The organism is Streptococcus sp. 22.1, assembly GCF_016648645.1.
Lineage (GTDB): Bacteria > Bacillota > Bacilli > Lactobacillales > Streptococcaceae > Streptococcus.
The window spans coordinates 14,952-28,846 of record NZ_JACLQK010000006.1; the positions used below are offsets into that span (position 1 = coordinate 14,952).

General features: G+C 37.1%; 9 protein-coding genes and 3 pseudogenes. 7 read left to right on the forward strand and 5 right to left on the reverse strand.

Annotated features, from left to right (window positions below):
* Positions 1 to 45 precede the first annotated feature (45 nt).
* Positions 46 to 2,394, reverse strand: coding sequence for a cation-translocating P-type ATPase (locus tag H7U04_RS04185; protein ID WP_173017849.1), 2,349 nt, complete (start codon positions 2,392 to 2,394; stop codon positions 46 to 48).
* Positions 2,395 to 2,557: 163 nt separating this feature from the next.
* Positions 2,558 to 3,067 carry a hypothetical protein gene (locus tag H7U04_RS04190; protein WP_110981278.1) on the reverse strand — a complete coding sequence of 170 codons (510 nt, stop codon included), beginning with the start codon at positions 3,065 to 3,067 and terminating at the stop codon, positions 2,558 to 2,560.
* A 179-nt stretch (positions 3,068 to 3,246) separates the two neighbouring features.
* On the opposite strand from H7U04_RS04190, the pseudogene H7U04_RS04195 reads away from it, so the two are divergent.
* The 7 genes and pseudogenes from H7U04_RS04195 to H7U04_RS04225 form a co-directional block, all read left to right on the forward strand.
* Positions 3,247 to 4,226 (forward strand): annotated as a pseudogene (locus H7U04_RS04195) (transposase); the annotation flags it as partial.
* A 1,006-nt stretch (positions 4,227 to 5,232) separates the two neighbouring features.
* Positions 5,233 to 5,841, forward strand: coding sequence for a DeoR/GlpR family DNA-binding transcription regulator (locus H7U04_RS04200; protein ID WP_173017848.1), 609 nt, complete (start codon positions 5,233 to 5,235; stop codon positions 5,839 to 5,841).
* 29 nt (positions 5,842 to 5,870) lie between these two features.
* Positions 5,871 to 6,104: pseudogene (locus tag H7U04_RS04205) on the forward strand (PfkB family carbohydrate kinase); the annotation flags it as partial.
* A gap of 21 nt (positions 6,105 to 6,125) precedes the next feature.
* Entirely contained in the window at positions 6,126 to 7,160 is a 1,035-nt protein-coding gene (locus H7U04_RS04210; protein WP_110981276.1) for a GGDEF domain-containing protein, read from the forward strand.
* Positions 7,157 to 8,221: a bifunctional glycosyltransferase family 2/GtrA family protein gene (locus tag H7U04_RS04215; protein ID WP_110981275.1), complete on the forward strand. Its 1,065-nt coding sequence runs from the start codon at positions 7,157 to 7,159 to the stop codon at positions 8,219 to 8,221. Before H7U04_RS04210 ends, H7U04_RS04215 begins: the two co-directional genes overlap by 4 nt.
* A complete protein-coding gene (locus H7U04_RS04220) occupies positions 8,211 to 10,436 on the forward strand; it encodes a glycosyltransferase family 2 protein (protein WP_110981274.1) in 2,226 nt (741 codons plus the stop codon). Before H7U04_RS04215 ends, H7U04_RS04220 begins: the two co-directional genes overlap by 11 nt.
* Positions 10,433 to 12,373 carry a hypothetical protein gene (locus H7U04_RS04225; protein ID WP_110981273.1) on the forward strand — a complete coding sequence of 647 codons (1,941 nt, stop codon included), beginning with the start codon at positions 10,433 to 10,435 and terminating at the stop codon, positions 12,371 to 12,373. The genes H7U04_RS04220 and H7U04_RS04225 overlap by 4 nt, the downstream gene beginning before the upstream one ends.
* Before the next feature lie 112 nt (positions 12,374 to 12,485).
* Here H7U04_RS04225 and H7U04_RS04230 read toward each other — a convergent pair.
* The 3 genes and pseudogenes from H7U04_RS04230 to H7U04_RS04240 form a co-directional block, all read right to left on the reverse strand.
* A pseudogene (locus H7U04_RS04230) lies at positions 12,486 to 12,680 on the reverse strand (hypothetical protein); the annotation flags it as partial.
* Complete coding sequence (locus tag H7U04_RS04235; protein ID WP_181419176.1) at positions 12,604 to 12,852, reverse strand: hypothetical protein; 249 nt, start codon at positions 12,850 to 12,852, stop codon at positions 12,604 to 12,606. The gene H7U04_RS04235 and the pseudogene H7U04_RS04230, both read right to left, overlap by 77 nt.
* 19 nt (positions 12,853 to 12,871) lie before the next feature.
* Positions 12,872 to 13,756: a hypothetical protein gene (locus tag H7U04_RS04240; RefSeq protein ID WP_110981272.1), complete on the reverse strand. Its 885-nt coding sequence runs from the start codon at positions 13,754 to 13,756 to the stop codon at positions 12,872 to 12,874.
* Positions 13,757 to 13,895: the final 139 nt, after the last annotated feature.

Consider the following 13,895-nt stretch of genomic DNA (forward strand, 5'->3'; position numbering starts at 1 on the left):
CAGCTATCAAAAAACTCAAGCCTGTTACCAAGCTCGAGTTTTGCTTTATGCTTTTTGGAAAGCACCTTGTTTATAGCTAATCCAGAAGAAAAGCGGTGTACAGATAGCCATTGCGACCAGATAGATTGGCAAGGTATAGCTATTAAGTGTCGAAATCTCAATCACATCTCGAAGATAGTAAGAGCTAATCAAGAAGCCAAAGACTGAGTAGATAATCAAGGCCACACGCCCCTTATTCAACGGAATACAAGCACGAATAACGGCAAGGACACCCGTTGATCCCATCATATAATAAGACAGCGTCAGCATATCCGTATTGCTCATGCCAAGATAAACCTGAGAGAGATGGAAAATAAGAACACTGATAACCAGCATCAAGGCATTAGGAATAGACAACTGGAGCGAACGTCTGAGGAAATGTTTCTCAACAGGACGAATATTACGCTCAAAGGTTAAAATAAACGGTGGAAAACCTTCGATAAATTGACCCGCCAAAGTCATCTGAACTTGAATAAAAGGGAAGACCAAGAGGTACTCTGCCTTACCAAAAACAACACTGGCAATACAGATAAGCCCCAAAAGGAAGGAATAAACAGTTTTAATGAGGAAAATCGGTGCAATGTGGGCAATATTATTAACCACACGGCGTCCCTCAAATAGAATTTCAGGAATGTCCTTAAACTCAGAATCCATAAGCACCAAGTTGGCAATCTGACGTGTTGCAGGATCTCCCTCTGCCATAACAATCGAACAATCCGCTTCACGCAGTGCCAAGATATCATTGACACCATCACCAGTCATAGCTGTCGTATGCCCATTGGCATTAAGGGTTTGGATTAACAACTTTTTCTGGTGCGGAGATACACGACCAAAAATCGCAGTATCCTCAGCCAAAGCCTCCAACTCCTCATCGCTGACCTTAGAACAGTCAATATAACTTTGATAGTCGGCAAAACCAGCTTGATGAGCAATATGAGAAACCGTCACTGGATTGTCACCAGAAATAATCTTAAGCGTCACATCTTCTGAACGCAGGTATTCCAGAGTTTCTGCAGCATCCTCACGAATAGGATCGGCAATTTCAAGTAAAGTCAAAGCCTCGACGTCATTCGGCAAAATCATGGTCTCTGTATCAACACCTGACTGACTCCAAGCCAAAATCAAAACACGAGACCCTCGTGCCTGAGCCTGATCGACTGCTTTGGGATTTTCCTTAAGAAGCATCTCAGGTGCTCCCAAAAAGAGAGTTCCAAGCCCATTAACGCTCACAGCACCCCATTTACGATCGCTTGAAAATGGAATAACATCACCTACCTGATAATGATGTTCCAGACCCTCATAAGCATTTCGAATAGCCTGAGCTGTTGCATTTTTATCCTTGCTATGTTGCATATAAGCCGCAAGCAAACGCTCCAACTCCTCTTTCGTAAAACGCTCTGACAGTAGTTCCAGACCTTTAACTGTCATCTTTCCTTGTGTAATCGTCCCCGTCTTATCTAAACAAAGCACGTCTACACGGGCCAAGGTTTCAACAGAGTACATCTCCTGCACCAGGATATGTTTCATCCCAAGTTTAATGACAGCCGTCAAAAGAGATGTAATAGTCAAAAGGGCAATTCCCTTAGGCAACATTCCCAGAAGGGCTGTCGAACTGGTAACTACCGACTCTTGAAGGGAGAGCTGTTTAATCAAGTAAGCCTCAAAAAAGAGCGCAAGCCCAAACGGTATGACAATCTTTCCCGTAAACTTAGCAATCTTGTCCATATTATAAAGAATACGGGACACGATTGGCTTATGATTCTTGGCCTCTAGCATGAGCTTGTTAGCGTAATTGTCCTCGGCTACATGAATGACTCTGGCATAGACCTGACCACTCACAAGATAAGAACCGGAGAGCAACTCCTTCCCATCTTTCTTTAGAATGTGATCACTCTCACCAGTCAGCATGGCCTCGTTAAGCTCGGCTATCCCATCAACAACCACGGCATCACTAGGAACCTGCTCACCCGCAGACAAGAGCATGACATCATCCAAGACAATATCCTTAGGATCAATAGAAACAAGCTGTCCATCACGCACCACACGAATCTGATCCTTATTCATGAGATTGAGCTTATCAATCATGCGACGGGCACGCAACTCCGTCATCATCCCCGTAAAGGCATTAAGCACAATAATCCCAAAGAAAAAAAGATTAGACCAAGCCTGAACAGCAATCAAGGCCACAAAGATTGCAAAATTGAGCACATTAAAAGAGTTAAAGACATTACGCCTAAAAATCTCCCAATTGCTGGAGCCAGTTTTTGCTTTAAAATGATTTGTTTTACCGGCATCTATCCGCCGCTTGACCTCCACCTGCGTCAAGCCTTGTAACTGTTTTTTCATAACTTTCATAGTAGCATAAAAATGAGGTGTTTTCAAAGGTTAGCCGTCATGAATAGCCAGGAAATAGACCTTTTATATCGAACCGCTCTCCCGACTATTTAACTCAACCTAAACTACTTTCAAATAGCAAAGGTAGGAGTCCCTACAAAACACTTCTATGCTATTTTATTCTCTAATTAAACCTACTTTGATATATTAAATTAAACAACCACTGAAGATTGAATAATGGTTTTGGCTGAGCATCAATCACAGGTTGAACAGTTTCTCTAATTTCTTTTTGGACTTTTCGTTGATTATATTTAATATTGTGATAACGTTTGTCAAAAGCATCTTGGATAGAAAAATTACGATTAAGAAGATACATATCATCTGACTCCGAATGAAAAAATAGAGTATCACCTGTAAGATCTAATACAGACGTTTTAGTTCCTTTTTCTCTAGTTATAGCATACGACCCATCATCATCATAACTAATACCATCTATTTCCGGTGTATAGGCCCAACCCATATTCTCCATCAGCATAATGATGTCGGGCTCTGTTCCCTCCTTATGAGGAATATGCTGAGCATAATAAACAGAGTTAGATTTTAAATTAATAAAGGTAAATAGGCTCATTCCCATGACTGTAACCAGCCCTAAAAATAGTCCTACAAAAATCCCTAAAATATTGCTTATTTTCATTGTCATCTTCTCCTTCCTCTTCTACGACCAAACAATTTCTTGACTGGATTAACAACAAACCATTGTACACTATTTTTAACAAGTCTCATAATTTAAGGATTGGTGGCTTTGTAACTGATCTAACATTTTTATAAACAAGAAAAAATTAAGTCTTAACAAATTCCTCCAATACTTCTCCTCAGTACAAAAATGTTGTTGTTGATCAAAAAGCTAAATTCATGAGTGAACAACTGGATGTTGAGATTAATTTAGACAGGAAGAAGCATGCAAAAAAGTTCTTAAAGCCCGCCAAAAAAAGGCGAGGCTAAATCTAAGAAACAATCAACGACTAATCCAGATAGTGGTTGATTTCACAAGGGAGAACACAAGGAAGTCTTCGCTTATAATGCTCAGGTAGCTTGTGATAAACATGGTTGGGCCTTGGCTTATACAGTTGAAGCAGGTAACATCCATGATAGTCAGGCCTTTCCTGCTCTTTTCGCCAAGTTAGAACCCTTCTCCCCTGAATTCATTATTGCGGATTCAGGCTACAAAACACCTAGTATTGCCAAGTTTCTTTTAGAAAAAGGTATTACGCCAGTATTTCCTTACACTAGGCCAAGAGGTAAGAGAGGCTTTCTACGTCCTAGAGACTTTGTCTATGACGAGCATTTTGATTGCTATCTTTGTCCAGAGAACCAGGTATTAACTTACCGTACAACGACACGTGAAGGTTATAGAGAATATAAAAGTAATCCCAAAATTTGTAAGAACCTGTCCCTTGTTAGCGATTTGTACTGAAAGTCGCCAGCACCAAAAAGTTGTTGTGCGTCATATTTGGAAAGATGCCCTAGAAGTCTGTGAAGATATCCGTCATCAAAGTGGGATGAAGGAACGGTACCAACACCGGAAAGAAATGATAGAACGTTTATTCGGAACAGCTAAAGAATATCATAACTTGCGTTATACTAGAAAAAAGGAAAGTCCAAAATGGAAGATAAGGTTGGGCTTACTTTGGCATGTCTAAATATCAAAAAATTGGTAAAAATAATGGTAGGGAAGACCTGTTATTTTATCCAAATACCTCAATATTATTGGATTATGGGAGAATTAAGTGTGAATATAAAAAAAGACAAACATCAAAAACGATGTTTGTCTTCATTCTGAATCAGAATTTTAATAAGAATTCTGATTTTTTATGCAAATCCATTTAAAAGCCAAAGGGTGTTTAATTATTATTTATTAAAATATAGATAAATATCACTTGATTAGTATTTGTTAAGTAGGAGTGTTTAATTCAAACGACCTCATTATAATGGTTGTCACATACATTAAAACAATAAAAAATTTAAAAAAGATTGAAAAATAAAAATAACATGTTATAATTATAGCGTCTATATGAATAGAGAATATTGGTAGTAGTAACTTGAAGCCAACTTGATTGTAATCTTTCAACTCTTTTAGGGAGAGTTTTATACGATTACGTGTTGGTGCTTGGTACTATATGATATGGTATTGGGATAGGGTTATCATACCGATATTTTGATTTGTAAGATAGGGGTAGAGCGTAAGTAAAGGGGACGCTCTTTAAAATGGGGAGAAGTTTTTATGAAATATATGTAAATTAGCAATACTGCTGGATTCAAAAACACTTTTATTAGCAAAGCGTTTTTTCTCCTGCAGTTTTTTTATTTATTAAATAGTGTATTTTTAAATTCGGTGGAGAAGACTAGAAAATCTCAAAACAATTGATATCCTTGGATGATATGACTTAGTTTTCTTGTCTTACTTCTTGAATTTTATACGTAATGATAGTCTTTTTATTGAGACCTTTTTCTTTATCTACTTTACATCATTTGCAAAACAAGACCAATAGCGAGGGCATTCCCTTTAATGCTTTTGGAGAAAGGATAACTCATTTTCCTTTTTATTGGGGATAATAAAGTGATAATGTAGAGTCTTATTTGTCAATATTATATTGATTTCGTATAGGTCATAGGGGGGATCTTACGGGAAAATTAAATATTATGGTTGTCTTTGGGACAAGACCAGAGGCAATTAAGATGGCGCCGTTAATTCTTGAGTTGAAAAACATCAAGAAACCATTAATACTATTACAGTAGTCACAGCTCAACACCGTCAAATGCTTGACCAGGTTTTGGAGACTTTTGAAATAGTTCCTGATTATGATTTGGATATCATGGGAAAAAAATCAATCACTTCAGGAAATTACTTCTAAAATTTTGGCTAATTTTGATCCAGTTGTTAAGAAAGAACAACCTGATTTGGTTTTAGTTCATGGTGATACTACAACAACTTTTGCTGCTGGATTGGTTGCATTTTACAATAAAGTAAGTATTGGTCACGTTGAGGCTGGGCTTAGAACTTATGACAAATATTCACCATATCCAGAGGAAATGAATCGTCAGGTGACGGTTGTGACTAATTCTATCCATCATGCTGTTAAGCTGATAGATCTCGGTATTAGTACTAGGATTATTGGTGGTAAGGTTAAACATTCAACAGATGCCTCTATTGGAAGTACAGCTCTGGAACAAATCAGACAACTGAATTTTGATTGTGCTTTCATTGGTGCTAATGGAGTTGATGCCAATTATTTCACAACGCCAGATATGGAAGAGGCGGTCATTAAACGAACAGTGATAGCTAATGCGCAAAAAGCCTATGTTCTAGCTGATGCCTCTAAACTTGGTCAGGTTACCTATGCTAAGGTAGCCGAGGTTGAGAAAGTAACCATAATCACAAATGCTTCGGAAGAAGGGCTCCTTAAATAATTAAAAGAGAAAACGAGGGTTATTGAAGTATGATTTATACTGTGACGCTAAACCCATCAATCGACTTCATTGTTCGTATCGACAAGGTAGAGATTGGTGAAGTTAACCGTATAGAGAGTGATGATAAATTCGCTGGCGGTAAGGGTATTAATGTCAGCCGTATTCTACAACGTTTAGGAATTGACAATACTGCTACGGGCTTCATCGGTGGTTTTACAGGACGTTTTGTTACAGACAGTTTGGATGCTGAAGGTATTAAAACTACTTAGAATGGTGAGGCTGTAATGGTATTAGGAAAAGTAAGTGATTTTTTAATCAAGCATCAAAGATTGTTAACGTACTTAAGTACTTTTGCTGCGTTAATGTTATTAATGCGCTTAGTGTATGATGATGTTTTGGTTGACCATGATAATCCTATCGTTTTAGCAATCTTTATAGGAATACTAGTTCTTTGGACCCTAGCATCTTACCTTAATCGAAGACAGCATATGCTATCCCACTTTATCTTACAGAGTTCGAAACTTATTAACGTCTATGCTGTAGACTTAGATTATCGTTTTATTGCGGTTAATAAGAATAATATTCGGCTCATGGAAGAAATCTTTTATTTCACTCCCAAAATTGGTGACTTTCCAATGAATTATCTTAATAGTGAAGATGCTGCGCGTTTAAAAGCAAATGTTGATCGTGCGAAAAAGGGTGAAACATTTATATTTATGGATACTATTAAGACAGGCGACAAAACGCTTTACTGGCAAAATATGTATTCTCCCATTTATAACAATCGCCAAAAAGTGATTGGTGTTTTTTGTTTTGTTCTTGATGTTACAGAGCAGAGACTTCATGAACTTGAAATACAGAGGATGGCATACGAAGATGTTTTAACACGGGTTCATAATCGACGATATATTGAGCTTGCTTTTGAGGAATGTCTGACACGTAAAGAAGAACAAATTACGGTTATTATATCTGATTTGGATAAATTCAAGGAAGCAAATGATACCTTTGGACATGCTACGGGAGATAAGATTCTAATTGAATTTGGTGATATTTTAACGAAGATAATGCCTGAAAGTGCTGTAATAGCAAGGTTAGGTGGAGATGAATTTGCGGTTTTACTCCCTGGAGTTTCTGAAAATCAAGCTGAATTTTTAATAAAACTTGTTCAAGCAGAAATGACTCTCAAAGATATGGGGATTACAGCATCTTTAGGTGCTTATACGGACTCTTATCAATCACATAAAAACTTCGTTGATTTTTTTGCAATAGCTGATAAGAAAATGTACGAAATTAAAAGTCAGAAAGGAGAACGTCGATGATGTTTCAAGATGTTGTTATTGTCATTCCTGCCTATGAACCTGATGACCGTTTGTTAGAACTTTTGAAAAATATTCGGGATAAGGAAAATCAAATGTTTGACATTATTCTAGTCGATGACGGTAGTGGAGCTGATTTTGCACCGTTATTTGCAATAGCGCAGAGTAACTATGCATGTCATTTACAAAGACATGCTGATAATAAAGGAAAAGGTCGTGCTTTAAAAACGGCTATTTCATATACTTTGGACAATTTCCCTAATGCCAAAGGAATTGTGACGATTGATTCTGATGGTCAACACACCTACGAAGACATGATGAAATGTTTGGCTGAATTTTTGCAACATCCTGATAGTTTGGTGCTGGGTGTTAGAACATTTGAAAAATCTGTTCCTTTACGTAGTAAATTTGGAAATTTATTGACAAGAGACGTCTTGGGGGCTATGACAGGTGTGCACGTTTCTGATACGCAAACGGGACTTCGTGTGATTCCTATGTCATGGTTGCCAAAACTCTTAACCGTGGAGGGTGAACGGTATGAATTTGAGATGAATATGTTACTTGAGGCAAAAGAGGACAATATTCTGATTTGTGAAGTTGGCATTGCAACGATTTATTTGGATGAAAATCAGTCGTCGCATTTTGATGCGATTCGTGACTCGATTAGAATTTACAAGGTTTTCTTCAAGTACATTTTTTCATCATTGTTTTCCTTCTTGGTTGATATTGTTGCTTTTACGATTTTAATTTCTTTGTTTAATGGATTGAGTTTTAGTGCGGTGACGTTAGCTTCGATTTTAGCGCGTGTGATATCATCTGTTGTTAATTTCACCCTGAATCATAAGGTGGTCTTTAAACAAGGTCAATCAAATAGTGCGATAAAATACTTCACTTTGGTGGTAGTACAGATTGTTTTGTCAAGTTTATTGGTAACAGTTCTAGGAAATGCCTTGACGACGCTGCCAATTTCATTGGTGAAGATTTTAGTTGACGGTACACTTTTCATTGTCAGTTATTTTGTGCAAAAACATTTGATTTTTAGTGGAGGTGAGAATGAAGACTAGTAAGAGGATACTCTATTTCGTTGCATTTGTAACGACTGCCTTTTATTTAACTTGGCGTTTGGTGGCGACTATTCCGTGGCATGATTCATGGTTTGCGCTGATCTTTGGGATTTTATTGTGGGGAAGTGAGGTAGTTTCAGCCATTACAGGCTACATTCTCATTTGGAATAAGCAAAAGGACTTTGAGCTTGAAAAGCCTGAGATTGCTAAGGATCGTTACCCAGATGTGGATGTTTTGATTGCAACGCATAATGAGGATCCAGAGTTGCTTTATAAGACGATTAATGCCTGCACTTTTATGGAATATCCTGATAAGTCTAAGGTGCATATCTACGTCTGTGATGATACCAATCGTCTAGAAGTTGCCAAATTGGCTGATGAGCTTGGTGTTGGTTATTTTGGTTTGGCGGATAATAAAGATGCCAAATCAGGAAACTACAATAATGCTTTACGTCAGACGTCATCACCTTTGGTGGCGACATTTGATGCGGATATGATTCCTTATCGTGAATTCCTGTTGGAAACTGTGCCTTATTTTGTTGAACAAGTTGAGGCTTATGAAAATGGTGACGATTATGATAAGTCAAAAGTTGGTTTGATTCAAACGCCACAAAGTTTTTACAATGCTGATATTTTCCAATTTAACTTGTTTTCAGAATCAACCTTACCAAACGAACAAGATTTCTTTTCCAAAGAAATTAATGTTTGCAATAATTCGCACGGTGCAGCGGTTTATACGGGGTCTAATACGCTTATTTTCCGCAAGGCGATTGAAGATGTTGGTGGTTTTCCGACAGATACCATTACGGAGGATTTCGAGCTAGGTGTTCGGATGAATGCGGCTGGTTATGTAAATTATTCGACGAAAAGTCCAATGGCTAGCGGGTTAACGCCAACAGATTTGAAGAGTGTCCTCAAACAGCGCGCGCGCTGGGGACGTGGCGTTATTCGCAGTAGCTACAATATGAATATCTTCTTTAATCCCAAATTGACAAAGGGGCAAAGAATTATTTATATTAATGGCTATCTTTATTGGTGGTCTTTCTTTAGACGGTTATTGTATATCTTGGCACCGATTTTATATACAGTTTTCCATGTGCGTGTGGTGGTGTCAAATATCTGGCTACTGTTCCTATTCTGGTTGCCAAGTTACGCATTGACACACTTGTCAATGCGAGAAGTCTCAAAACAATACCGAACACAGGTTTGGGGAGAAATTGTGGAAACGATTTTTGCTCCGTATTTGTTTATTCCCATGATGTTGGAGTCCTTTGGCATTAGCGATAAAAAATTTAAGGTGACACGTAAGGGAAATGATACGTCGTGGACGTTGTACCTTTATGCGCTTCCTTATCTTGTTTTATGGGGATTAGCCGTTTATGGTTTGGTGACTTTTAACTATGGAAAATTTGGTTCAGAGCTTTTTTATGGAAGTATTATCAGTTTTTGGTTGATTTATCATATCATCAATTTGACCTTTGCGATTTTCTGTGCGCTTGGTCGTCCGATTTATCGCTCAAGTGAGCGTTTTACTGTTGATGAAGCTATGGTTATTGAGGTTGATGATGATTCTTACCAAGTGAGAGTCTGTGATATTTCAGAAACGGGGATTTCATTCTATACGGATTTACCATTGTATTTGCCAAAAGAAAAAGAACTGACGCTTAATTTGCAATCACGTGATTACCATGCGAGGGTAAAAGGTCATGTTGTTCGTGTTTTTGCGATTGATAATGGTTGGCGCTACGGCGTTCAATTTTCAGAAATTCCTGAAGCTGATAAGCGCGAATTTTATCAGTACATTTATGACCGCATTAATCACAATCTTCCGAAGGAAAAAGACCCTTGGATGACAACATGGGATGATTTATTTGAGAACTTTAGTCAACGTTTCCAAAATAATGAACGTCCTGTTTCAGCCTATGACCAAGTAGCTTTTCCGAAAGTTCGTGTTAATGAAGAGGTTCAGGTTGCTGGAAAAAAATGCCAGCTTAGAAAGACAGATTATTATTACATGACATTTTCTGGAAAATTGACAAATCCTAAAAAAGAACCGAATGTCGCATTTACCTACAAAGATTTGCCAATTCAGTTGACTTTTGTGTCCTATGATATTGATAGAGACGAATCGCTTTATCGAGTTACCAATTTAGCGGATTTGGATAGCTTACCTGCTTTTAAAGCCTTAGCAAATGAATGGAGAGGGAGAGTATGATTAGTATTGCTAGATTACTGTTGTTCTTTGTGATTACCATGGGGTATAATGCCTTTTTCCGTAATACTGTGAAGATGAATCGCAGTCTAACATGGGTGTTTACATTTTCAGTCATTACATTGGTATTGTACCTTGGTAGTTTGTTAGGCTTTATGTTGCAAACCGTGTATGCCATTTCTGTTTTGGGCTGTCTTTTGAGTCTTTATTATCTTTGGGCGGTATGGAAAAAGAAATATCGCTTTAGGAGACTTGATTATATTGCGCTTGGAATGATGGCTTATTTGCTTTTGTTTGGAATAACGCTCTGGCATTCACCGCTTTTACATTATGATAATTTTACGCATTGGGCAACGATTGTAAAATTTTTCCATATCAATAATGCTTTGCCAACACAGCAGGATACGATTATTAGTTATTATACCTATCCTGTTGGAAGTTCACTTTTCATTTATTTTTTCACGACTATCGTAGGCTTTTCAGAAGGTAGTATGTTGGTCGGGCAATTCTTCTTGATTGCTTCCAGTCTTTATGCCATGTTTGCGGCACTTCGTGATGATCGACGTGTCTTAATGGTTAGCATGATTTTTGCTTCGTTTGCTGTTTTTAATACGTTCAACGTTGCTATTCGATTAAATAATTTGCTGGTTGATTTTCTGCTTCCGGCCTTGGCCTTGGCAGCCATAGCAGGTTGTTTTGTCTATCGTAATCGTTTCTGGCTTTTGTCGCTAAATACGGCGGTAATTCTTGGATTATTAAGTATCGTCAAAGTAAGTGGACTTTTCTTTGTCGCTCTCGTTTTAGTAGTTTATGTGGTTTGTATTGTGCGTTTACTTGTTCGTAAAAGAGCACGTTTAAAAGCACTAGTGCTGCTCATAATGACCTTGCTAGTCAGCTGTCTTCCTTTTGTTATTTGGCAAAAGCATGTGACGGATAATTTCCCAAATGCCTCAAGTGCCAAGCATGCGGTGTCCATGTCAGAACTTGATCAGGTATTGACTGGAAATCTGTCAGGCGACCCACAAAAAATTATCACTCTTTTTGTCAAATCGGTGTTTACGTTTGACAGTTTGGCAAGCAATGGAATTTTGATAATCAATCTGATTATGCTGATTGCCTTTATTGTGATTGGCATTCGTTTGAAATATAAGAAATTTGTCTTGTTGACTTGGGGATTTGTTGATATTTCGATTGTGACTTACTATATTGGCATTTTACTCATGTATCTGACAGCAATGCCGACTGATGAAGCGTTAGAATTAGCAGGATTTGAGCGCTATGCTTCGAGCATCGTTATCTTTGCTTTTGGTTGTTTGACCATGGCTTTAGCATGGGTAATGGACAAGTGTCTGTATGAAAAAATCATTAGTAAACGTAATGCTAGGTCTTACAAGAGCTTATTTAATAAACACTTGTACCAATACGCGAGCCTTGTTTTGACAGTTTATGCCATTGGAATGTTCTTGTCAGAAAATAATAGCATTGTTTACAATAACAATCAGGAAACAAACAAGGTCGTAAAAGAAATTCATCAGTTTACTGGAAGTCAGAGTAATTCGTCAACGGATAGAATTTTGGTTGTAACAGCAGATAAGGAGAATGTAGATAATTATTTTGTCCAATATGCTAGTCGTTATTATCTGTGGGATGTCAATGTTGATGCCAGAGAAAATTTTGTGTCGGTTGACCAAGAATTTTTAGATTTAATGGCATCATACAGCGACAGCGCAACAAGTTATTACCTCAGCAATGAAAATATCGATACTAGAGATGGTTCCAATTTAACAGACGATGACTTTATTGCACTCTTAAAAACGTATGACGAAGTCTTGATTTTAGATGACCATTATACGTTTAATGCCTTGACGAAAAAACTATTTGGTCGGACATATTCCCCAGGATTGTATAAAGTATCAGATATTCTTGCTGGAAAAGGGTAAGTTTTCTAGCTTTATCAAGCATAAGTCTTGATATTTCAAATAAAATATTCTATTACAACAAAAAATATGTAGAAGGAGGCGGAGTTTGTGACTTCGCCTCTTGTGGTGCTCAAAAGACTTTCTTGAACATTGGAGAGGAAGCTAAGATAAATCCGTTTGAATTATCTGCTCTAATCATCACACAAAGCGAGGTCCTTAAAGGATGCAATCCACGTTCCACACACTCAACACTAGTATAGAAAGATCTCATATCCACAAAAGCAATATTTTGCACTTGATGAAAAGTAATCTTTGTCAATAGATTCATCCAAAACAATAAACCGTTGTTGTTCTAATATCGATTTTGAATCTTCTTGAATCTTACCTCTTTGTAAAGCTATAAAAATAGCAGCAATATTGTTCCCTTGATTACCATCACGATGGCAAATACCTTTTAAGTGACAACCCAAGTATAGATACTTTTTTATACCAAATTTCATTCAGGTGTATTTTCTGTTTTTAGTTCATTTTATCTTCTTCAAAGTGACCAACACCGTCTTCAACAACAAATATACAAGTCACATCAATACTTTCCCCTTCTTCACTATAATAATTACCGCGTATTTCATAGATTCCATCAGAAAATGAGCCTTTGGGCAAAGATAAGAGTTTCGTTTTAAAATAATCAATATGCTCTCTCGAAAATGACTTGCTAGCGTTAGGATCAAGAGAAGCAAAAATACAATCCAAATGAAGACTCACTGCTTTACTCTTCATTAAATTTTTAGGTCTAATATTATAAAAGCCAGCCGCTTCAAAGTCTCCATTATCACGATTCCTGACTGCCTGTGAAAGAATAGTAGCGTAGATTTTTTCTCTAGATACTGGCTCAAACTTATAACTATAATCAAACGTCACTTGTCTGTCAAATAGTTTATTAATTTTATTGGCAACATCTTTTTTGATTTCATCTTCTTCTCGTTGAAAACCTGGTCTCATTTTATAAACATCTAACAAGAAGCTAAACTCGTTAAATTTGACAGTATCAAACAAGTCTTTTTCTTTGTCATTGAGCAATGCTTCGATCTTTGTAGATAACGGAGGATAAAAATCTGAAATATGCTCCCCATTATATTCTCGTATATCTGCTCTCAGATTCTCATCTAAAAAATATCCATCAGAAAATCTCTCAGTATAATTCACTTCAACAACAGTACCGTGAAATGCTTCAATTTCTTTATATGTTCTAATTACTTTTACATTACCTTTAAGACCAAGCGATTTAAATCCTTGTACGACATTATTACTCCACTGATGCCCTTTTCCACAAAAAGTCACTACTACAAAGAAAATTAAACTCACAATGGCAACTATTCCAATAATTGTATATCTTTTCGACTTCATGTCACTGTTGCCTCCCACTATATTAATTTATTTTTCAAGGTCCCCCATTCCATAACTCTTCTAAAATCATTATACTATATACAAACATTTTTCACTCATCCTCTTCAAATGAAAAATTAGATTACTTGAAACTGACTAT

Excerpts from the sequence above, each read along its gene's own strand:
- H7U04_RS04185 (WP_173017849.1), bottom strand. The coding sequence starts at position 2,394 with ATGAAAGTTATGAAAAAACAGTTACAAGGCTTGACGCAGGTGGAGGTC.
- H7U04_RS04190 (WP_110981278.1), bottom strand. The coding sequence starts at position 3,067 with ATGAAAATAAGCAATATTTTAGGGATTTTTGTAGGACTATTTTTAGGG.
- H7U04_RS04200 (WP_173017848.1), top strand. The coding sequence starts at position 5,233 with ATGATTTGGATATCATGGGAAAAAAATCAATCACTTCAGGAAATTACT.
- H7U04_RS04210 (WP_110981276.1), top strand. The coding sequence starts at position 6,126 with ATGGTATTAGGAAAAGTAAGTGATTTTTTAATCAAGCATCAAAGATTG.
- H7U04_RS04215 (WP_110981275.1), top strand. The coding sequence starts at position 7,157 with ATGATGTTTCAAGATGTTGTTATTGTCATTCCTGCCTATGAACCTGAT.
- H7U04_RS04220 (WP_110981274.1), top strand. The coding sequence starts at position 8,211 with ATGAAGACTAGTAAGAGGATACTCTATTTCGTTGCATTTGTAACGACT.
- H7U04_RS04225 (WP_110981273.1), top strand. The coding sequence starts at position 10,433 with ATGATTAGTATTGCTAGATTACTGTTGTTCTTTGTGATTACCATGGGG.
- H7U04_RS04235 (WP_181419176.1), bottom strand. The coding sequence starts at position 12,852 with ATGAAATTTGGTATAAAAAAGTATCTATACTTGGGTTGTCACTTAAAA.
- H7U04_RS04240 (WP_110981272.1), bottom strand. The coding sequence starts at position 13,756 with ATGAAGTCGAAAAGATATACAATTATTGGAATAGTTGCCATTGTGAGT.